The 21,579-nt window shown below is 39.4% G+C and carries 20 protein-coding genes, 1 other RNA gene and 1 riboswitch; of the genes, 13 read left to right on the forward strand and 8 right to left on the reverse strand.

Features of this window, described 5'->3' with window-relative positions; translation table 11 throughout:
- Positions 1–2: 2 nt before the first annotated feature.
- Positions 3–1,007, forward strand: coding sequence for a Gfo/Idh/MocA family protein (locus CEQ83_RS10455; protein WP_033578852.1), 1,005 nt, complete (start codon positions 3–5; stop codon positions 1,005–1,007).
- 1 nt (position 1,008) lies between these two features.
- Positions 1,009–1,977, forward strand: coding sequence for a sugar phosphate isomerase/epimerase family protein (locus tag CEQ83_RS10460; RefSeq protein ID WP_028413514.1), 969 nt, complete (start codon positions 1,009–1,011; stop codon positions 1,975–1,977).
- 68 nt (positions 1,978–2,045) lie between these two features.
- Here CEQ83_RS10460 and CEQ83_RS10465 read toward each other — a convergent pair whose 3' ends face one another.
- Positions 2,046–2,654 (reverse strand): DNA-3-methyladenine glycosylase, encoded by a 609-nt coding sequence (locus CEQ83_RS10465; protein ID WP_028413513.1) that lies wholly within the window; start codon positions 2,652–2,654, stop codon positions 2,046–2,048.
- A 457-nt stretch (positions 2,655–3,111) separates the two neighbouring features.
- Between CEQ83_RS10465 and CEQ83_RS10470 the strand changes: the two genes are divergently transcribed.
- On the forward strand, positions 3,112–4,611 hold the full coding sequence (locus tag CEQ83_RS10470) for a UDP-N-acetylmuramoyl-L-alanyl-D-glutamate--2,6-diaminopimelate ligase (RefSeq protein ID WP_028413512.1): 1,500 nt from the start codon (positions 3,112–3,114) through the stop codon (positions 4,609–4,611).
- 97 nt (positions 4,612–4,708) lie between these two features.
- Here CEQ83_RS10470 and CEQ83_RS10475 read toward each other — a convergent pair whose 3' ends face one another.
- Positions 4,709–5,215, reverse strand: coding sequence for a hypothetical protein (locus CEQ83_RS10475; protein WP_013082979.1), 507 nt, complete (start codon positions 5,213–5,215; stop codon positions 4,709–4,711).
- Between the two features lie 170 nt (positions 5,216–5,385).
- On the opposite strand from CEQ83_RS10475, the gene CEQ83_RS10480 reads away from it, so the two are divergent.
- The 5 genes from CEQ83_RS10480 (at position 5,386) to thiE (ending at position 9,845) form a co-directional block, all read left to right on the forward strand.
- Positions 5,386–5,850 carry a GNAT family N-acetyltransferase gene (locus tag CEQ83_RS10480; RefSeq protein WP_028413511.1) on the forward strand — a complete coding sequence of 155 codons (465 nt, stop codon included), beginning with the start codon at positions 5,386–5,388 and terminating at the stop codon, positions 5,848–5,850.
- 257 nt (positions 5,851–6,107) lie between these two features.
- Positions 6,108–6,707 carry a TetR/AcrR family transcriptional regulator gene (locus CEQ83_RS10485; RefSeq protein ID WP_028413510.1) on the forward strand — a complete coding sequence of 200 codons (600 nt, stop codon included), beginning with the start codon at positions 6,108–6,110 and terminating at the stop codon, positions 6,705–6,707.
- A 96-nt stretch (positions 6,708–6,803) separates the two neighbouring features.
- Positions 6,804–8,021, forward strand: a complete 1,218-nt coding sequence (locus CEQ83_RS10490; protein ID WP_028413509.1) for an MFS transporter — start codon at positions 6,804–6,806, stop codon at positions 8,019–8,021.
- A gap of 175 nt (positions 8,022–8,196) precedes the next feature.
- Positions 8,197–8,305, forward strand: a riboswitch (TPP riboswitch).
- 75 nt (positions 8,306–8,380) lie between these two features.
- Positions 8,381–9,187 carry a hydroxyethylthiazole kinase gene (gene thiM / locus CEQ83_RS10495; RefSeq protein WP_028413508.1) on the forward strand — a complete coding sequence of 269 codons (807 nt, stop codon included), beginning with the start codon at positions 8,381–8,383 and terminating at the stop codon, positions 9,185–9,187.
- 13 nt (positions 9,188–9,200) lie between these two features.
- Entirely contained in the window at positions 9,201–9,845 is a 645-nt protein-coding gene (thiE, locus tag CEQ83_RS10500; RefSeq protein WP_098112552.1) for a thiamine phosphate synthase, read from the forward strand.
- A gap of 27 nt (positions 9,846–9,872) precedes the next feature.
- Here the strand turns inward: thiE and CEQ83_RS10505 are convergent, their stop codons facing one another.
- From CEQ83_RS10505 to CEQ83_RS10515, 3 genes are all read right to left on the reverse strand, one after another.
- Positions 9,873–10,301 (reverse strand): pyridoxamine 5'-phosphate oxidase family protein, encoded by a 429-nt coding sequence (locus CEQ83_RS10505; RefSeq protein ID WP_013082985.1) that lies wholly within the window; start codon positions 10,299–10,301, stop codon positions 9,873–9,875.
- Between the two features lie 147 nt (positions 10,302–10,448).
- A non-coding RNA gene (gene ssrS, locus CEQ83_RS10510) (6S RNA) lies at positions 10,449–10,626 on the reverse strand.
- A gap of 109 nt (positions 10,627–10,735) precedes the next feature.
- Complete coding sequence (locus tag CEQ83_RS10515; RefSeq protein WP_098112553.1) at positions 10,736–11,356, reverse strand: hypothetical protein; 621 nt, start codon at positions 11,354–11,356, stop codon at positions 10,736–10,738.
- 153 nt (positions 11,357–11,509) lie between these two features.
- Here CEQ83_RS10515 and CEQ83_RS10520 point away from each other — a divergent pair, with 153 nt between their 5' ends.
- Positions 11,510–11,962 (forward strand): helix-turn-helix transcriptional regulator, encoded by a 453-nt coding sequence (locus CEQ83_RS10520; protein WP_033578859.1) that lies wholly within the window; start codon positions 11,510–11,512, stop codon positions 11,960–11,962.
- 27 nt (positions 11,963–11,989) lie between these two features.
- Here CEQ83_RS10520 and CEQ83_RS10525 read toward each other — a convergent pair whose 3' ends face one another.
- Together CEQ83_RS10525 and CEQ83_RS10530 are read right to left on the reverse strand one after the other, a co-directional pair.
- On the reverse strand, positions 11,990–13,180 hold the full coding sequence (locus tag CEQ83_RS10525; RefSeq protein ID WP_155017227.1) for an anti-sigma factor: 1,191 nt from the start codon (positions 13,178–13,180) through the stop codon (positions 11,990–11,992).
- The gene (locus tag CEQ83_RS10530) at positions 13,177–13,671 is read right to left on the reverse strand and encodes an RNA polymerase sigma factor (RefSeq protein WP_013056868.1); all 495 of its coding nucleotides are present in this window, start codon (positions 13,669–13,671) and stop codon (positions 13,177–13,179) included. The genes CEQ83_RS10525 and CEQ83_RS10530 overlap by 4 nt, the downstream gene beginning before the upstream one ends.
- 421 nt (positions 13,672–14,092) lie before the next feature.
- On the opposite strand from CEQ83_RS10530, the gene CEQ83_RS10535 reads away from it, so the two are divergent.
- The 4 genes from CEQ83_RS10535 (at position 14,093) to CEQ83_RS10550 (ending at position 18,309) form a co-directional block, all read left to right on the forward strand.
- Positions 14,093–14,323, forward strand: a complete 231-nt coding sequence (locus CEQ83_RS10535; protein WP_013056869.1) for a YkvS family protein — start codon at positions 14,093–14,095, stop codon at positions 14,321–14,323.
- A gap of 156 nt (positions 14,324–14,479) precedes the next feature.
- The gene (locus CEQ83_RS10540; protein ID WP_028413503.1) at positions 14,480–15,370 is read left to right on the forward strand and encodes an ATP-binding protein; all 891 of its coding nucleotides are present in this window, start codon (positions 14,480–14,482) and stop codon (positions 15,368–15,370) included.
- Between the two features lie 11 nt (positions 15,371–15,381).
- The gene (locus CEQ83_RS10545; protein WP_028413502.1) at positions 15,382–17,298 is read left to right on the forward strand and encodes a vWA domain-containing protein; all 1,917 of its coding nucleotides are present in this window, start codon (positions 15,382–15,384) and stop codon (positions 17,296–17,298) included.
- 99 nt (positions 17,299–17,397) lie between these two features.
- On the forward strand, positions 17,398–18,309 hold the full coding sequence (locus CEQ83_RS10550) for an EamA family transporter (protein WP_028413501.1): 912 nt from the start codon (positions 17,398–17,400) through the stop codon (positions 18,307–18,309).
- 36 nt (positions 18,310–18,345) lie between these two features.
- On the opposite strand, the gene CEQ83_RS10555 is transcribed toward CEQ83_RS10550, so the two are convergent.
- The gene (locus CEQ83_RS10555; RefSeq protein WP_028413500.1) at positions 18,346–21,450 is read right to left on the reverse strand and encodes a beta-galactosidase, LacZ type; all 3,105 of its coding nucleotides are present in this window, start codon (positions 21,448–21,450) and stop codon (positions 18,346–18,348) included.
- Between the last annotated feature and the right edge of the window lie 129 nt (positions 21,451–21,579).

A 21,579-nucleotide genomic window follows, 5' to 3' on the forward strand; every position in this document is an offset into this window, starting at 1 on the left:
ACGTGAGAATTGGCATAATCGGAGCAGGAGGGATTGCTGTAAGCAGGCATATCCCGGCATTCAAACAACTGGGTGATGAATGTGTGATTTGGGGGCTTAGCGATATTAATAGTGAAAGAGCCACAGAGGTAGCCAATGAACATAATATCCCTCACGTATTTGTTGATTACAAAGATATGTTTAAAGAAGTGGATGCTGTATGTATTTGTACACCTAATAAATTTCACGCCGAGTTTGCAGTAGAAGCGCTAAAAGCAGGCGTTCACGTTCTATGTGAAAAGCCGATGGCGATGTCTAAAGAGCAAGGTGAAGAAATGCTTGCTGCTGCTAGAGAATCAGGTAAGCAGTTAGCGATTGCGTATCACTACCGATTCATGAAAGAAGCGCAGGCTGCGAAAAAAATGATGACAGAGGTAGGGCGTCCATTAGTTGCACGTGTCAGAGCAATGCGTCGCCGTAAGGTTCCCGGTTGGGGAGTATTTACGAACAAAGATCTTCAAGGAGGAGGCAGCTTAATTGATTACGGTTGCCATTTGCTTGATTTAACGCTTTGGCTAATGGGAAACCCAAAGCATACTGAAGTACTGGGAAGTACATATAATGACCTGAGTAAAACGCCTAACCAATTAAATCAATGGGGAGCATTTGATCATGAAACATTCGGTGTGGATGATCATGTAACGGCCTATATTAAATTTGAAAATGGAGCGTCGCTTCTTTTAGAAACTTCTTGGGCTGCTAATATCGAAGATGATGAAGAGCACGTAAGCATATCAGGGGTAGAGGGCGGTTTAAGCGTGTTTCCGTTTGAACTATACACGTCCAAAAACGGTATGCTCATGAACAGTACGTCACCTTGGATAGATGGAGAAGATGATTACAGCTTAAGTCAGGCTAAAAATTTCGTTGAAGCGTGTAAAGGAAATGCTGAATTAGTAGTAAAGCCACAAGAAGCGCTTCAAGTCTCAGCTATTATTGATGAAATATATCGCACAGGGGGAAATTAAAATGAAACTTGGAGTATTCACGGTCTTATTTGCGGATCTTTCTTTTGAAGAGATGTTAGATAAAGTAAAATCAGCAGGTCTTCATGCTGTTGAAATCGGAACGGGAGGCTATCCGGGAAACAGCCATTGTCCGCTAGATGAGCTGCTTGAAGATGAGGGGAAAAGAGAAGCATATATGAAGCAGATAAAAGACCGCGGACTTACAATCAGCGCATTTAGCTGCCACGGCAATCCTATTTCACCTGAGGCAAGTTTTGCAAAAGAATCTGACGAAACGCTTCGCAAGACCATCCAACTAGCATCATTAGTAGATGTTCCAGTGGTTAACTGCTTTTCTGGAACAGCAGGAGATCACGAAGAAGCGAAGTACCCAAACTGGCCTGTTACTCCTTGGCCTAACGAGTATGGAGACGTATTGAATTGGCAGTGGGAAAATAAGCTTGTTCCTTATTGGAAAGAAATTGGAGAACTAGCGGAGGAGCATAACGTAAAAATTGGTTTAGAACTTCACGGTGGATTTTTAGTTCATACTCCGTATACGCTCCTAAAGCTTCGCGAAAAAACAAGTCCAGCGATTGGCGCTAACCTTGATCCAAGTCATTTATGGTGGCAAGGAATTGATCCGGTAGGAGCTATTAAAATTTTAGCAAAAGAAAATGCGATTCATCATTTCCATGCAAAGGATACGTACTTGGACCAGGATAATATTAACATGTATGGACTGACGGATATGCAGCCATACGGAGAAGTCCAAACGCGTGCATGGACGTTTAGATCCGTAGGATGCGGACATGATGTAAAAGAGTGGTCTGATATGATGAGTGCCCTTCGCACATACGGATACGATTATGTAGTCAGCATTGAGCATGAAGATCCAATCATGTCGATTGAAGAAGGATTTAAACGCGCGGTTACAAACTTACAAAGTGTATTAATTGAAGAAACTCCGTCACAAATGTGGTGGGCGTAAGCAAAAAGAAGCATCTCTTAAAAAGAGGTGCTTCTTTTATTTTCGTTGATAAATTATTTGCCTTTTGTTCACCTGAATTTCGATACAAACGGGTGATTGGTAACCCAAAAGCGCCAAGGGTAATCCTTCGCTTCACCAGAATTATCAATGCCAACGCGAGGTCCGGCGGAAATCGCTGAAGGAGTGAAGCCACGAGCAATATAAAGAGGAGGGGTGGTTAAATCATGACCGTACAAATCCATTGAAACCCCTAGTGCTTTTGTTAGTTTCCCAGGACCGTTTGTCCAATTTATTTCATTTTCCATACCTCGACGTCTAGTTTTCATCAAATCTTTTCCGCTAAATGGCTCAATAGCTCGAATGAGGACGCCTTCTGGACAATCGATGTCGCTGCTTACAACATTGAGTAAACAATGTGTATGCATTGTATGCGTATAGGCATGACCAGGAGGACCGAACATTACCTCTGTTCTTTTTGTGCGCCGGTTATTAAAGCTATGAGCTGCTCGGTCGAAAGGCCCTTTATAAGCCTCTGTTTCCACAATAAAACCAGATGCAGCTCCTTCTGCCGTTTCGTGAACAAGAAGACATCCTAACAGCGACTGAGCTAGTTCAAGCGTAGGCTGTTGATAAAACGAAAGAGGAAGTGGTTCAATCGCTAAAAGAGAACGCGTCATTTGCTGTAGTCCATCCTTTCAAAGCAAAGTCATTCACGCTGTTATTGCGCATCTTTTATTATGATGTTTTCTTTGTTATTTTGCAAAGGGAGGGATTGATTCATACAGTAATCTTTCTTACCCACGTTCAAGTATTTATCATGATTCAACTTACTCTATGAAATTATTTTAAAGAAGGGTTTCGTTTTGCACGTGTAGGGGGAATATTTTACTACAATACTTCGCTTTTGCTGCTGGTATGATATACACAGTTCATCCATATTTTACATGCTTTTAGTTTTAAAAAATAGTGATCCGTCTTTTCTTTATTTTCGTTCTACACATGAAAGCAAAATAAAAAGATTGAATTGTAGAAAGTTCTTTATAAATGGAAATAAAGAAAAAATATCCTTCAAAGAGTATTTAAGGGATTTTAGAACATATTAAAAATAAAATTTATACACTGTGAGGAATAGCTATGAACATCTACTTTGATACATTAACGAATTTATCAATTAAACATATTTTTGGGCCTGCATCTCAAACAATCACCCATCTCACATATCATTCAAAACAAGTTCACGACGGATCCGTATTTTTTAGTATAAAAGGTGAAAATGAAGATGGACATCAATATATTAAAGAAGCTATAGCTAGAGGAGCCGTAGCAGTCTTTGGGACAAGCATCGAGGAGCTTCGTCTTTTGAGCACTCAGTATTCTCACTGTACGTTTTTAGCTGTTGACGACGTTCGCAAAGTAATGGCGTCTTTTTCTAAAATGTATTTTGATTATACGGATGAAAAAATTGAGACAATTGGCGTTACAGGTACAAATGGCAAAACAACCGTAGCAGCTTACGTAAGGTCGCTTTTAACTCTTTTAAAATTGCCAACAGGATCGATTGGAACGACCGGCATTTGGTCATCAAAGCAGAAGTTAGTTTATAAAAAAAGTACGCCTACAACACCTGAGTCGGTAGACTTGCATAAAATTTTTTATGATTTGTATACAAGAGGTGATGAAGCGGCAGTGATGGAAGTATCTTCGATTGCGATTGATCAGCAACGAGTAGAAAATATTTATTTTGATGTAGCCATTCATACAAACTTATCGGAAGAACATTTAGAGTATCATAAAACGTTTGAGCACTATAAAAAATGCAAGATGAAATTATTTCAACAGGCCAAACATGCCGTTATTAATATAGATGATCAGGACATGGGCAAAGACTTAAGCAGGGTATTTGAAGGACCTAAAGTCACGTATAGTTTATTAAATAACAAGGAGGCAACTCTGCAAGCAACAAACATCACCGTCAAAGAAGGAGGCTCTTTCTTTGATTTACTTTATAAAGGACAGTCATACAAAGTAGCAGTGCCTGTATATGGTGATTACAACATTGCTAACGTGCTAGCGGCCATTGGTACAGCTCTTCACTTTGAATACCACATTGAAGATATTATTAGCGTACTTCCTCAATTGGAAAGTCCAGAAGGGCGATTTCAGGTGATAGAAGGTCCTAATAACCAAAAAGTGATTTTAGACTATGCCCATACGCCTGTTGCCCTTACGCGTTTGGTAGAAGAAGTAAAAAAGATGGAGTATAACCAGCTGATTGTCATGATTGCAGGGATCGGCATTCGAGATTTTAATAAAATGCCTAAAATGGCGCGTACCATTGAAGGAAAAGCTGATGAAATTATCGTAACGGTTGATCACCCAGGTTATCATGATCCTAACGTAATTGTAGATCAAGTGATGACAGGTTTTTCGAATCCGAGCGCAAGCAATATTCACCGCGCCCCTACTCGAACAGAAGGAGTATTAAAGTCGCTTTCTTTAGGAAAGGCGAATGATATTATTTTACTTACAAGCGGCTGTATTAACGGCGCTCAGCTTGTAAAAGGAAACGAAATTCCGCATTCAGATGAAGAAATTATTGCCTCTTATTATGCATCGTTAAGCAATATTTCCTGATATTCTTCTTCATTTATTGAACGAACGTGGAGAAATTGAAACATCATACGAAAGAAGGTCTCTTACTGTTTTTAGAGACCTTCTTTTTGCATCAAAACTATAGGCTGTTTTCGCGCTGTGTTTTTGGTTCTTCAATTTTTACATCATGTTCTTTAGCCAGCTTTTTAATAGCTGCATTGTAATCGCGTATACCTTTTCGTGCTTCATCAAGCATAGCGTTTGCCTCAGCAATAAGGTTGCGGTCCTGCTTTTCCAAAGCACTGACAATTTTAATAAAAGCATTATACTGGGTATTGGCAGCCTTTATATAGCCTTCATGAACCTTTCGAAGATCGTCGGTTTCTACATCGATGTTTTCCAGTTCGTCAACAAATTTACGATAGGTAGGAATGACTTCACTCGTCATCGTATCGTACATAACAGCGTCACTTGTGTAGTTAGCGCCTGTAACGGAATCGTATGCGTCAATCGCCTCTTTTTCAAGCTGAGCGGCTTTCTTTAAATCTTGATTGTTATAATCGATTAAATCATCTTGAACAGGATCACTAAAGCAGGCGGATAATAAAAACAAAAGAGGGACAAGACAAAATAAAACTTTCTTCAACGAATTTCACCTCCGTTTAACAATGTATGAAACATCTGCTTGGCAAAGTCTGTTTTAATAACTGGAGAAAAAGAAGGGAGTGTATAAAAGGATTTTTAAAGGTCGACAGTGAATGTATTCATAAGTTGGTTTGTAGTTGACCACCCTTTAGTAGCAGGAAGGAAGAGAAGATGGTTAAAATAAAAAGAGACCACTTAACGAACAATGAAGTTATTGAGCTAGTAAGTTCTCACCTTCAAGGAATGAACTTACATTCCCCCCCTGAAAGTATTCATGCTCTAGATATTGAAAGTTTAAAACAACGTCATATTACGTTTTGGAGCGTGTGGGAAGGAAGTCAGCTAGCAGGGTGCGGAGCTGTAAAAGAGTTAGATGAGCACCACGGAGAAATTAAATCGATGCGAACAGCTACCGCTCATTTGCGGAAAGGAATTGCTAGAGAGCTGCTGCAGTACATAATAAATGAAGCGCAAAAACGAGGGTACCGACGCTTAAGCTTAGAAACAGGATCCGCACCCGCTTTTGAACCGGCTAGAAAGCTATACGCCAGTTTTGGATTTTACGAGTGCGAACCGTTTTCTACCTACAAAGAAGATCCATACAGTGTGTTTATGACAAAGAAATTGAATGAGTAAAAGACAGGAAAGAAGGCGCAGATGATTTGTTTGTATGCAAACTGTGCGGGCAAGCAGCTGTCATTTATCCTGTTAGCAAGTAAGCTTTTTAGGCAAAGCCTTTTTAGGAGGCTTTGTTTTGGTAATGATTCATATAAAAAGGTATAAACTAGGTTTTCTCACTAGACAAAAAGGTTTTTCCTATGTAGTATAGGTGTCAGATAATACAAAACGAATGTTCAGTATAAATAATAAATGTACGGGGCGGTGGAAATAGCTTGAATAAAAAAAAGCTTCAAAGTGAACAAACCAAAAGAAAAGTGGCAGATGCCGCTAAAGCATTGTTTTCTCAAAAAGGCTATAAAGCTACATCTATTGAGGAAATTGTAGAAGCTACGGGAAGCAGTAAAGGGAATATTTATTATCACTTTAAAAGTAAAGAAGGGCTTTTTCTTTATTTAATAGACGAATGGGATCTTGAGTGGGAACGAAACTGGAAAGAAAGAGAGTCTCTTTACAAAACAACAAGAGATAAGCTTTTTGGAATAGCGGAGCAAATCATCTTAGATGATTTGAATCATCCTCTTACGAAAGCTGCCGATGAGTTTTTTAACAACGAGGAGAAGGGCAGCGACATCGAAGAGCGAATTGATGAGATGGTGAAACGACACGTGGAGTTTAACCGGGAACTTTTGCAACAGGGCATCGATGAAGGCGAGTTTTCTCATAAAAATGCAGAGCAACTTGCAGTAATTTTAGAAGGGTTGTTTGTTGGAATGAGCCGCATGTCTCGAAAAACGAGTACGGAAAATGCCCTGCAGCTTTACCATTCAGCAATCGATGTATTTTTAAACGGAATTATAGCAAGGTCTTCTTAAATAAGCGGGGATGCTTATTGCGGCAATGAGTAATCCCTCATTATTTTGTATTTTTATAGACCGAACGTTCAGTATTTTTGTAATCAGGAGGTTTATATGTCATTATTGTTAAGAAATCGAGCGGCGATTTTGCTGCTCATGCTAAATATTTTTATTATCTTTACGGGAATCGGTCTCGTTATTCCAATTATGCCAACCTATATGACGGAGCTTCATATCAACGGCAGCGTGATGGGGCTTTTAGTAGCGGTGTTTTCACTAACTCAATTTCTGTTTTCGCCTTTAGCGGGGCGATTATCAGATTCGTTAGGGAGAAAGAAAATTATTGTAGCGGGAATGATTGTTTTTGCCCTGTCTGAATGGTTCTTTGGTTCAGTGAGTACACCTCTTTTATTATTTGTATCCAGAATGCTAGGTGGGGTCGGGGCCGCGCTTATTATGCCTGCTGTTATGGCCTATACAGCGGACGTGACGTCTGCTAAAGAACGCGCTAAAGGAATGGGCTATGTGACGGCAGCGATTACAACAGGATTTATTATCGGGCCCGGTATTGGAGGCTTTTTAGCTGAATACGGCATGCGCGTGCCATTTTACATGGCCGCAGTAGCAGGAGGCTTGGCTGCAGTGATTACGCTTTTTGTTTTGCCGGAGTCTCGTCCTGTACAAGGTCATGCTGTTTCAAACAATGAGAATCCAAAAGAAGATCGGCTGCTACTGCAGCTTATGAATTCCTACAAAGAACCTTATTTTTTAAGTTTAATTATCGTTTTTGTGACATCGTTTGGATTATCCAATTATGAAACGATCTTTTCACTATTTGTTGATCATAAATTTAGCTTTACGCCAAAAGATATTGCGTTTGTTATTACGTTTGGCTCTATTGCAGGGGCTGTTGTGCAGGTTACGATTTTTGGCTGGATTTTAAATAAATTCGGTGAAAAAAGAGTGATTTCGTTTTGCTTGATGATGACGGGACTTTTTATTTTACTTACACTATTTGTGCACACGTACTGGCTTATTATTGTTGTGACATTTATCGTCTTTTTAGCAACAGATATTTTACGTCCGGCAATCAGCACGCAAATGTCGATGATGGCACAAGACGACCAAGGGTATGTAGCCGGACTAAATTCTGCTTATACAAGTCTTGGTAATATTATTGGACCTGTTGTAGCAGGCTTTCTTTTTGATATAAACATTAATTACCCGTACGTATCAGCTGCACTTGTACTGCTGCTTTGTTTTCTTTTATCTTTAAGAGCAGGAAAGGACCGAAAAACAGCTGTGAGAAATCAAGCGATTCAAGAAAAATGATAGAATTTTTAGGGGATAGAAGACCTCCAGTAGTTTACTGGAGGTCTTTTAATGATGCTTTTAGTAAAGCTGTAAGATTTACAACACCACTCAGCCTATAGCGAAGCTTTATTTTATGGGCAAAACAGTGAAATGGTTGCAAATAAAAAAGGTTAATAGTAAACTTTAAACGTAACAAGAATAGTATGGGAGCTTGCGCGGGGCAGGCTGAGAGTACAGGGGCGCCTGTTGACCATTTGAACCTGTTGGATAATGCCAGCGCAGGGAATGTGAGTACATACCAAAGCACTTTGCGCATGCAAGGTGCTTTTTTGTCTTTTTTTTGCAGTGTTAAAACTAAATGAAAAGAGTGAGAGAACATGGATATTAGTAAAATTTCAGCTCAATTAGAAAAAGTAAGAGATACAAGTCCGCTTGTTCATAATATTACGAATGTTGTGGTAACAAATTTTACAGCAAATGGACTGCTTGCCCTAGGAGCGTCACCTGTTATGGCTTATGCGAAGGAAGAAGTGGCTGATATGGCTCGAATCGCCGGAGCGCTTGTCTTAAATATGGGTACACTGACGGCTCAAGAAGTAGAAGCGATGAGAATAGCAGGAAAATCAGCAAATGAAAATGGCGTGCCGGTTATTTTCGATCCTGTAGGAGCCGGAGCGACACCGTTTCGTACAGAAGTAGCATGTCAGCTTGTAGAAGAATTAAATATTGCAGTTATTCGTGGTAACGCTGCTGAAGTTGCGAATGTAGTAGGCGAGTCATGGCTCATTAAAGGCGTTGATTCATTAGAAGGGCAAGGAGACGTCATTGAACTTGCTGAGAAAGCGGCGAACAAATTAGATACAGTGATTGTTATTACGGGTAAACAAGATGTAATCACCGATGGAAACACAACGTATACAGTAGACAACGGTCACCCGTTATTTACGAAAGTGACGGGGACTGGATGTCTGTTGACATCAATTATAGGAGCTTTCGCTGCTGTAGAAAAAGAATATGTCGAGGCAAGCGTTGCTGCTTTAAGTTTTTACGGAGTGGCAGGTGAAATCGCCGCAGCGAAAAAAGGTGAAGAAGGGCCGGGAAGCTTTCAAATTGAGCTCTTAAACCAGCTTCATCTTTTATCTGGGCAGGATATTGAATCATATGCAAGAGTACATCAACGTTAAAAGGAGCCGGAAAATGACAAACGAAGAAATCAAAAAGCTGCTGAAAGTTTATTTTATAATGGGCAGCAATAACTGTACAAAAAATCCGAAAGAAGTATTAAAAGAAGCAATTGAAGGCGGCGTTACCGTGTTTCAATTTCGTGAAAAAGGCGAAGGTGCACTAAAAGGAGAAGCGAAATATCAGCTGGCGAAAGAACTTCAGCAAATTTGTCAGCAGCACAACGTTCCTTTTGTTGTGAATGATGATCTTGACTTAGCGATCCGTTTACAAGCAGATGGCGTTCATATTGGACAAGAAGATGAAAAAGCTCATATTGTTCGAGAAAAAATAGGAAAAGGAATTGTGGGCGTCTCTGTTCATAATGTACAAGAGCTGCAGCAAGCCATAAAAGACGGGGCGGATTATGTAGGAATGGGACCTGTTTTTCCTACTTCTACAAAAAAAGACGCAAAAGCAGTGCAAGGTACAAAATTAATTGAAGAAGTGCGAAACCAGAATATTGACTTTCCAATTGTAGGAATCGGTGGCATCACGCCTGAAAATGCCAAACAAGTAGTAGAAGCAGGTGCAGATGGTGTTTCTATTATTACCGCGATTAGCTTAGCAGCGTCTCCAAAAGAAAAAGCAGCTCAATTGAAAGAAGCGGTAGGAAAATAAAAAAAGCGCACAGTGTGCGCTTTTTTATTATAGCTGAACGGTTTGAGGAGTTTCTTCGCCTTCATTCATAAAGCGAATTTCGTTTGGTGTAATTTCCAGAACAACATACTCAGGGTCATTTGGACCGTCAAACCATTCTTTCATGTGATCGTTCCATATACGTCCTTTTAATTGATCACCGGTACGAAGAACAGCTGTCCCGGATAATTCTAAGTATTGATCGCCATATCCTTCGCCGCTGTAGCCCAATAGTACGTGCACGTTCGGATTGGCTTCGATTTCTTCTGCCTTATGTGTATTGATATTTGTTGGTGTGTAAAGAGCGATACCATCTTCATCGCTGAAAAATGTCATATAGCGAGAGTGGGGTTTGTTGTTTACAACTGTGGCTAATGTTCCTACACGATTTCCTTCTAATACTTCATTTACTTTTTTAGCAATTTTTTGTTCATTCATTTTATCCATCTCCTTTATTACTTTTTATGTTCCTCAATCGAAGATAAATAAAACATACATGTCTAAAAAAAATATAAGTTAACAATAAAATAATTATGTAAACTAATAAATAAAAAAATAAAAAAAGCTAGCTACAGCTAACTAAAAAATAAGCCCGCACTGCCGTAACCCTAAGTGTCTTAAATACCCAGATCTACTAGGTGGGTGCCCTCATAGCCGGGTTTAGCGTCCCAAGAAGGGCGTGCTATCTGCAGCTAAATTTTGAGCTCCCTTTTAACACTCAAAGGTTTAAGACAACATGAGTATACGCACAGCGCAGGTATGTATAACAAATGTAAATAAAATGCCGATATATAAATGTTTTCTAATTAATCAACTTTCATCGTACAAGAAATGATTATAACGGAATAATGAATGGAACGCAAGACTTTTATTTAAAGTTTTTCTTCTCTAACATCTTGGCGGTTATGCCGTAACAAAATAAAAAAAGGGCCCGCAACTGGAATGAAACATGAGAGAAGGTAAGGCCGGGATGCTATCTTTTCTTTTGTCATAACGGAATAAGAAAGCCACGTTAAAACAAAAAAATCAGCGGTCATCACCCTAACAAGCTGTGACTGCATAAAAGCATCTTCATAAGCTCTTATTGAACCTATGGATAGTCCGTATACGTAACCAGCAATCGTGAGTGCTAAGCATAGTCCAATCCATAGACGAGAAGAAATGATGGCAATGAAACGTGAAGGAATACGCGAACGTGTTCGAACTTTTTGTCCTTTCCAATGATAATAGAACAAAAGAGAAAAAGCTCCAAGCGCAAATGATAGGAGAGAAAATGGCCATCCAGGCAGTTTGTACGTATCTTTTTTACAAATCATTACCATGAACAATACTGGGAAAAGTCCTAAAAAAGAGAATACCATAACTACGAGCGGATCTACCTGTTGAAAATTTCCTGTGACAAGGTTTTTAAACAGCATATCATCAGCGGCGCTTGCTCCCGGAGCTAGCAGAAAGGCGTATAGTACAAGCATAGTCCATACAATGATGTACATATTCTCAACTCCTTTTAATTGTTTTAGTATACAAAAACCATTTCAGTATATTTCCCCGTTTTGTGATGAAGGGAAACGCTTGAAACTCTTCTTTAATTAGGTGTAATATTACACTAAAGACATGTGCGTGTATAGAAAGAAAGGGCTGTAAAAATGGATAAACAAGAAGTGATTAAATCCGTATCGGATAAAATACGATTAATTCGTTTAGAAAGAAACTATTCACAAGACAGAATGGCTGAAGTTATTGGTATTTCAAAAAAAACATTGGTTCAAATTGAAAAAGGGCGCACGGAAGCAGGGTGGACGACCACTGTTGCAGTATGCGGTTTGTTTCGTGACAGTGAAATCCTTCAATCGGTTTTAGGAGACGTCCCCTTAGAAGTAGTAGAAATCATTGCTCATAACGGCGTATCTTCTCCAAAAGATAAAACGCTCGGAGGAAGAGTATGGTGGAAAGAGATTCAAAAAGAAGGTTCTTTTCGTCTGCAGCAAAATATGATTAGTCAGCACTATCGTATTTTAGATGACCAAGACTATCGATGGTTTAGTTCATTTGATAAAAGCGAAGCTGTAGAAAGGTTTGAAGAATTAACCAAGAAATAAAAACAAGCACTTGTTTTCAAGTGCTTGTTACTGATTCATTAACGTGCCGGATGAAGGGCGGTTGAACCAATTCCATAGCTCTACATCTCCAAGTGACGCGTAGGTGATAGACGGATCGTTTTTTAATTTCAGCAGCTTTTTGGTAGGTCCTGTAATCACAACGCCGTACACACCGACTCCATGTTTCTTTACATAAGAATATCGCTGCTTTAGCAACAAATCGGAATGGTCTAGCTGACGAACTTTTTGGACTGTTTCTTCATTATCGGCTAATAGTTTCATCATATCTAAAACGTTCGACTTGCTAGTAGAGTGCGTTTGATTTCCTTTGTGCTCGTAAGGCAAGTCTAAAAACTCTGGAAAGCCAAATGTTGATGTTAAGTCAATTAATGGCTCATCTTTTGTGCTTGTTTTTTGTTCGTTCCCTGTATTAAGCGCGTACCAAGAGGTAGAAAAATCACGGCTGTCGATGGCATTCATTTTTTGCTGAACTTCTTTTAGCGAATACGTATTATCAAAAGAAATAGCCACTTCGCTTACCGTTCCTTTTGGTAGGTTTTCTAATGCATTCCATGTTTCATTCGTCCATTCCTTATACTCTTTTGCATGCAGCTTTAGTTTTTTTGGATCAGGATAGACAAAGGAAAGGTTAAGGTCGTATTTACCACCAGAAAATTCTTTTTCTACACCGCTCGTTTTATCAAACAGCTGATGAAATGTAAACGTCCCAATGGCCTGCTCTTCACGTCCAATTTGCTTATAAGCTTCCATTTGCGACTGCATTCGGAAAAAGGACTGTGTATCAGAAGTGGTTTCACGTATATGAACGTTCGGAAAAGCAGATTCGATAGCCGCTTGATTGACGCTGTTTATGTATTCGGTTTTTGATTGATGATAATATACAATGGATAAAAAGCTGCCAATCATCCATAGCAGAACCACAGAGCTAATGACAGTTGTCACATTTGAAAGGCGCTGCTTCCATTTGGCGATATAAATGGACTTTTTCACTTTTTTATTATCCAACATCGTATCGTCATTTAGTGAAGTAGTTGATGGAGTTGGCGATAACGGTTCATCTTCAGTTAGCAAGTGCTCTAAATGAGCTGAGCATGCTTCACAATTTTCCGTATGTTGTTCAAGTGTTTCTGCTTCTTTGTCTGTCAAAGTGCCGTTTTTATATTTTTCCCATTGATGCTTCATATCTTGACAGCTCATCCGTCCTCTTCCTTTCTTTTTTTCAATTGTTGACGACCACGATACAAGTCCATTTTCACTTTTGACAGAGTAAAGCCAGTCATTTCTGCAATCTCTTCATATGTGAAGCCATGATAATCTCGTAACAGTACAATATTCTGCTTAGCCGGAGGCAAAGCAGATACATCAGAAAGCCAGCCGTCGATTTCACTTTGAATCATCACTTGTTCTTCAGCACTTGGCTGAGGAGTAAAGTGCCATTCTTCTATTTCGACAGTAGGGCGTTTTTTTTCTTTTCGATACCAGTCAATAAAGGCGTGATAAGCAATTTTGAACAGCCAAGGCTTTACTTCCTCGCCTTTATACGTTTCTAAGTGTAAAAGTGCCCGGTAAAAGGTCTCCTGCATTAAATCTTCCGCTGATTCTTTTCTGCGAGTAAGAGAGAGAAGATAGCGCAGCAAATCATGCATGTGCTGTTTATAAATGTGTTCAAAGTTATGCTGTTGTGCCATTTTCTCCCCCTTTCATTTAATCAACGCAATTTGTGGATAAAAGTTTCGGTTTTTTTATCAAAAATCGTATGTAATAGATAAAAGATGCTTAAAATACGATATATAGCTTATCATACTAAAAAGAAAATCATATGAAATTCGACATAATTCCGTGTAATTTGTCATTTTTTTAAAAAACTAAAGGGTAATTGGTGTTCGAAGGAAACAGAAAATGTTATGATAGAACAAGGATGTGCTCTTACAAAAAACAGCTACATACATAATAAAAAATACAGCGTTTGTTTGCAGAATGAAAATGGACAAACACATGGTGTTTAACCATCGATGTTTGTGGGAAAATAAACTAAGTATTTTCAACAAAAAGTAAATTAAATTGTGTTTTCACTTATAAAAAACACGGTAAATTGGAAAAGGTGGGGTCATGATGGACGTAGAAAATACACAAGGTACAGAAGAACAAGCACCTAAAGTCAAGGCAGCTAAAGTTGGCGATACGATTCAGCCTAAAAAAGGCGACTATAAAGGATTTAAAGGAATTGTTATGGTAGTGCGAGACAATTCGGTTATCGTAGATTTTGGAAAAGATGCTGAAACGGGCGAATCCATGAAAACAGTCGTTAATCATAAAAACTATAAAATCGTAAAAAAGTAGGTGAATAACCTACTTTTTTTTACTGAATATATGTTTAAAGACGGCGATTTTTCTACCGGAAACTTTAGAGAAACGCATAGGTAAAGCAATTCTTTGAGAAGAAGAATGTTTTTTAGTAAACTATAGAAAGTATGTAGAAAGAAAGGATTTTTTGTTATGTCAATTCAATTATCACAATTATCATTACCAAAAGAGGTTCTTTCGCTTTTAGCGAATCGTAAATATGAAAATCTGTCTCATGCTGATCAGCTATTAATCGGAAAAGGCGGCTATACAGCAGAAGAAGCAGATATTTTAGAAGATGCCATTATTGCCTTATCACTAGGGAAAAACGTACTTTTAAAAGGGCCAACAGGTTCAGGTAAAACAAAGCTTGCTGAAACGCTGTCGCATTTATTTTCTCAGCCGATGCATAGCGTTAACTGCTCGGTTGATTTAGATGCAGAAGCGCTGCTTGGCTTTAAAACAATTTCTGAACAAGAAGGGAAAACAGGTATCGAGTTTGTAGAAGGACCTGTTATTCAGGCAATGAAAAAAGGCCATTTATTATATATTGATGAAATTAACATGGCGAAACCTGAAACGCTTCCTATTTTAAACGGGGTACTTGACTACCGGAAAATGATTACAAACCCATTCACTGGAGATGTAGTGCGCGGTCAGCAAACATTCGGCGTAATAGCGGCTATTAACGAAGGGTATGTTGGGACTGTTCCATTAAACGAAGCGTTAAAAAATCGTTTTGTTGTCATTGAAGTGCCATATATTCAAGGGAGCAGCTTAAAGCAAGTTCTAATGTCTCAGTCTCAGTTAAAAGACGAAAAATTAATTGATAAATTTGTCACGCTCTCTGCAGATTTAATTACTCAAGTTCAAAGCGGCCATGTATCAGAAGAAGCTGCGTCTATTCGTGCGCTTATTGATACGTGTGATTTAGCTCTTTATATGCCGCCTCTTCGCGCGATTAAACGCGGTATTATTGAAAAGCTAGAAGATGAAAGGGAAAAAGCCGCCATTCAAAATATTGCTGAAACATTATTTGAGTAAGGAGTGGCGCTATGCGATTTATTAAATTTAACGACAAAAATGTAGATTCCTTTCTCTATATGGAGCTGGCAGATTTAACGAAAACATTAACAAAAAATGATGAAATTGAAGTAGAGTATCGCGTTTCATCTTATTATGATCCTGTACACGGCATTATTTATCTCAGTCACTTTTGGGATAACCGTCCAGAAGAAGACAAAGTGTACGGCTTAAAAAGTGATGTATTTTTAAGAAGTATTGGAAGCTATAAGCATTCAAACTTCAAAGAAATTAATGCATATTTAAAGAAAATAAATAAAACGTCGGTACCTAGCTTAGCTAAGCAGCTGTTTATGCTGTTTGAAGATATTCGTTTAGAAGAAGTATGCAAACGCGAACGTCCTGGAACGAAAAAAGCCTTCGCCGTCAGAAGGCAGCTCTATAGAAAATATTTTGCTACACAAATGAGCGCAAATTTAACAAAAAGCGTGTACACGGATGCACTTTTTAACGGCATTTACTTGCTATTAACGGCTGAAAATCCGTTTGAAGAAATTCCTTCAATGAGTGAATCGATTAACTTAGCGATGCCTTTTATTCGCAGACAGCTAACAAATGTATATGAAGCGAAAACAACAAAAGATGTATCGCGCATCTGCCTTGAACTCGTAGATGTTTTTGATGATATTATCGAAAAAGATATGCTTAATACTTATTTCTTCTTGGCTGAACTTCAGTATGATCAGTTAGAAGAAGGGTTAACATTTGAAGATTTAAAACGCAAAGATTCATTAGTGAACGATGATATTTTAGAGCATGAAAAAGACGGAGATGAAGACATTCACGAAGAGAAAATGGAAATGTGGCATCGAGAGACAAGCGAAGCGACGCAAAGTTTTCTACAGTTTGATATGGATCAAGGTTCAAAAACAGACATGCTAGGCGATGGTGTTCGTGAAGGCGACGATGGAGATCAAGCAATGGGAATGGTGCAAGGATCTTCTCAAAAAACATCACGGAACGATTATTCTCAAATAGAAGCCATGGAGCAAACGCATCCGGAAAAAGACGGGGAAGCGGATTATGAGTATGGGAAAGAAAATAAGCATGCCTATGCTGTTTTTGTAGATTCTAAACTTCCAAGCGACGATCACGTTGTTCAGTATGATGAGAATAAAAAAATCATTGCATCGTATCAAAAAAAATTAAAGCAAATGATTGAAAAAACGCTTGAACATAAAAAAACGCTACCTAGAAGCGAGCTGCACTTTGGCCGATTAAATAAAAAACTTCTAAAACTATGGACGGATGATAATCCTCGTTTGTTTTATAAAAAAGATGAAGATTCTGCCCAAATTGATGCTGTGTTTTCTCTTCTAGTTGACTGTTCGGCATCGATGTACGACAAAATGGATGAAACGAAGCTCGGGATTACGCTATTTCATGAAGCGTTAAAGTCTGTTATGGTGCCTCATCAAATTGTTGGATTTTGGGAAGATACAAATGATGCTACTGAAACAAGCCAGCCTAACTACCTGCAGACGGTGATGGACTTTCAAGCATCATTAAAGCGTAAAAGCGGTCCTGAAATTATGCAGCTTGAGCCTGAAGAAGACAACCGTGATGGATTTGCCATTCGCCATATGACACGCCGCTTGCTTCAGCGTTCTGAACAGCAAAAGTTTTTACTTGTGTTTTCAGACGGTGAACCAGCCGCTATGGGATATGAACAAAATGGTATTGTAGATACGCACGAAGCGGTATTAGAAGCACGCAAGCACGGAATTGAAGTCATCAACGTCTTTTTATCCAACGGGGAAATTGATGAAGGACAAAAGAAAACCATTCAAAATATGTACGGCAAATATAGTATTCTAGTACCAAACATCGAAGAACTTCCCGATGTGCTATTTCCTTTACTCAAGAAATTACTTCATAAAAGCATTTAAAAAAAGTCGAAGCATATTGCTTCGACTTTTTTTGTTATTGACCGTTAATGCGGAGGGAGGTAAGTTAAATATATATGAAAAAGAGAGAAGGAATGGTAAGTGGAAGGAGTTCAAACTTCATCTAAAAGAGCGTGGGGGCTGCTGCTTGTAATCATTGGTGCCACGATGTGGGGAGTGTCTGGCACGGTAGCTCAATATTTATTTCAGCATAAGAGTTTTAACGCAGAGTGGCTGGTCGTCGTTCGTATGTTAGTATCTGGATTGCTGCTTTTGGCAATAGCCTCTAAGCAGCGCAATATTTTTGCAATTTGGAAAACAAAAGAAGAGAGGACTTCGCTGCTTTTGTTTGGTGTAATCGGTATGCTCGGCGTGCAGTATACATATTTTGCAGCTATTGAAGCAGGAAACGCTGCTACAGCTACAGTGCTTCAATATACGTCGCCAATATTTATTATTGGCTATTTAGCCGTGCAAGCAAGAAAGTGGCCGGTGAAAGTAGAAATGATTTCTGTTGCGCTCGTCATAACGGGGACATTTTTTCTTGCAACAAGCGGAAATTTTAACGAGCTGTCTATTACAGGATGGGGGTTGTTTTGGGGGATTGGAGCAGCTGTGACGTCTGCTTTTTATACGCTTCAGCCTAAACGTCTTCTTGCAAAATGGAGCTCAGTTGAAGTAGTAGGCTGGGGAATGGTAATAGGCGGCGTAAGTTTTTCATTTATTCATCCGCCGTGGCATATAGCCGGTGAGTGGTCGCTATTGTCGCTGTGTGCGGTGCTATTTGTGATTATCTTTGGAACGCTCATTGCCTTTTATTGCTACTTGGAAAGTTTGAAGCACATTGGCGCTTCTGAAGCCATTGTTCTTGCGTCAGCAGAGCCTTTGTCAGCAGCGGCGCTCTCTGTTCTATGGCTTCATGTGACTTTTGGGTGGACGGAGTGGCTAGGTACAATTCTTATTATCGCTACGGTATTTTTGCTTTCTCAGCGAAAGCCAGAGGTGACATCATAAGTAAAAAGGACTTTCATTTGAAAGTCCTTTTTATTTTTATAGAGGTTTTAGCGTAAACGTGTTTGTATACGAGCGGTTGGCGTATAGTGTGTAATCAGGATGTGTTTTAGCTCCCCAGCTGTCGTCTCCGCCAACGCCCATTTGCTTGTAGTTAACCCGCACGGTTACGGAATCGCTTAACGGCAATTTGTAAAAATGATCGTAAGCCTCCAGTTCAAAAGGTGAGTAAGGTAAAGCATTCAGCTCGACTGTTGGCAAACCTTTTAGTAAAAAGCCGCGTCCTTGATCGTTTGTAATAGTTGCCCATCTAACGTCCGTTTTGTTTCCGCATTCTTGAGGGCGTAAATACGGTGTAACTTGCTCTTTTACACTGCCTTTATGAAGGCCAAGCTTAGCGCCAGTTTTACGATCCCAATAATTTTCATGAGGGCCTCTGCCGTACCATGTTAAAGAATCAAAAGCCGCATCCATCGTAAACAGCATCCCAATTTCAGGAATTTCAGGCATTGACTCAGAAGGTGCTAAAGATTGTTCAATCTTCATTTCACCATCGTTATATAGCGTATACGTTACATAGCAAGAAGCAAGAGAGATGTCTAAAGCTAGCTCAACCGAAATGATAACAAAGTCAATTTGCGGTTGAACACTTACTTTTTTCACGTGCTGCTCTAAACTTGCTTGACGCCACGTTTGACATCTTTCATGCAATTTATTGCCGAGGTCATTATCGGTGATTGCGCGCCAAAAGTTCGGATGGAAACCCGATGCAAGCAGCTCGGTATGCTCATAGTTGTAAGAGATAAACTGCCCTTTTTGCTTGTCAAAAATAGCCGTGAAGTTAGTTCCTGTAACCGTCAGCGTTTGTTCGTTTTGGTCAACTGATAAAGCAGGATAAATAGCTTTTACTGAAGGTACAGCGGTTTTGGCAGGCAGTACAAACTGTTCGTACGCCACTTCATATCCAGCTGAAGCCCAGGCTGTATCTTTGGATAATCTGATAGAAAGAGTTAAAACAAATTCATCAGTTTCGTTTTCTTGCTCGTAAAAAGGATAAGAAAGCGTCAGTTCGTCTGTACCATCAGGATCTACATTTAAAAGGGACGCATGCTTTTCAAGTAGTTCACCGTTTTTTTCAACAGTCCAAACAAAATCATAGGCGTTCAAGTTTGTAAACAGGTGTTTGTTTTGAACGGCAAACTTTCCTTTTGCAGCGTCGACTGCTGTCCACTTTACAGGCTGATAGCATTTTTTTACTTCTGCAATTTTCGGGCTAGCTGTCCCATCAGCAAAGATTAAGCCGTTTCCGCAGAAGTTGCCGTCGTTAGGCGTATCACCAAAATCTCCGCCGTAAGCTAAGTAAGAAGTACCGTCTTCTGCTGTTGTTTGAAGAGCTTGATCTTTCCAGTCCCATATAAAACCGCCTTGCAAGATTGGATATTGATCGAACAGCTCCCAGTATTTGTATAGATTTCCGCAAGAATTACCCATCGCATGACTGTATTCACACAGAATATAAGGTTTTTTCGGATTCATTAAAGCATAGCGCTCTACATCTGCTGGCTTAATGTACATCGTGCTTTCTATATCAGAAGCATCATAGTCGCGGTGATGGAAGATTCCTTCATAATGAACAAGTCTCGTGGAATCTTTCTCTTTTAAAAAAGTATACATATGCTGAAAGTTTTCTCCGCCAAATGATTCATTACCAAGCGACCAAATAATAATAGAAGGGTGGTTTTTGTCACGTTCGTACATCGAACGACAGCGATCTAGTACGTTTTCTTTCCATTCTGGCTTGCTTCCTGGAACGGCTTTTTGCTCGCCTTCTTGTAAATAAGTCCACGTTCCGTGCGTTTCTAAATTGGTTTCATCAATTACGTACAGTCCGTATTCATCACACAGCTCATACCATACTGAATCGTTAGGGTAATGGGATGTACGCACTGCGTTAATATTATGCTGTTTCATCAGCAAAATATCGTGAATCATGTCTTCGCGTGTGATGCCTGCACGGCCTTTTACTGAATCAAATTCGTGGCGATTTACTCCTCGAAGTACAATACGCTTGCCGTTGATTGTCATAAGGCCATTCTTTAGTTCAAACGTACGGAAGCCGACTTTACAGCTTTCCGTTTCGATAATAGAACCAGCAGCATTCTTTAAGCTGAGTACAAGCGTATACAAATTAGGACTTTCTGCGCTCCATTTTGCAGGGCTTTTAATGTGTGTACGTAAGGACGCTGTATATTGATCGCTTACACTTACATTTGTTTGCAGCGGAGCTTGTAGTACTTCTTGGCCATTCGCGTCATACAGCATGGCTTCAAATGTTAGAGCTTGAGTATCGTGCTCAAAGTAATTTAAAATATCAGCTGAAACGCTAAGTTCACCATCTTCGTAGTTGTTATCAAGCGACGAACGAACGCTAAAGTCATAGATGTGAACCGGTGGAGTAGAGTACAGATACACATCTCGGAAGATGCCGCTCATTCGCCAAAAATCTTGGTCTTCAAGCCAGCTTGCGTCACTCCAGCGATATACTTCTACTGCTATCGTATTTTCACCATCTTGAAGATAAGAAGTTATATCAAATTCAGCTGGAGTAAAGCTGTCTTCGCTGTATCCAACAAACTCACCGTTAACCCAGACGTAAAAAGCAGATTCGACGCCTTGGAAGCTGACGTACACCGGCTGATTTTCCCATTCTGATTTAGGTGTAAAAGTACGGACGTACTGACCGACAGGGTTATATTTAGTCGGTGCAAAAGGAGGTTCGAGGTTTTCGTTTTCAACCCAAGGGTATGTCACGTTTGTATATTGAGGATAGTCATATCCTTGCAGCTGCCAGTGTGAAGGAACTGAAATAGAGTCCCATTTCTTATATGAAAATTCAGGAGCGAAAAAGTTTTTGACGCGGCCATCCGCATTTTCAGCAAAATGAAAGTACCAGCTTCCATTTAAGCTTTGGTAGTAAACAGAAGATTTTCTATCATTTTTTAAGGCCTCTTCGACCGTTTGATAAGGCATTAGTAAAGCGTGTGCTTTCGAACGGTTCAATTGAAAAATTTCAGGGTTGTTATTCCATTCAGGGTATCCGTTTGCAGGTGCTGTATAATTAAATTTCTTGCCGGTTTTTAACATGTCGATCCCTCATTTCTAGATTACTAGGTTATTAGTTTATATGAAAATGATAACGTTTTCTAAAAACCTTATCAATCTAATTATTTTCATGATAATATAACTATATTCATATAAAAAGGAGGAAGTAAT

The organism is Priestia megaterium (assembly GCF_009497655.1).
Classification (GTDB): Bacteria; Bacillota; Bacilli; order Bacillales; family Bacillaceae_H; genus Priestia; species Priestia zanthoxyli.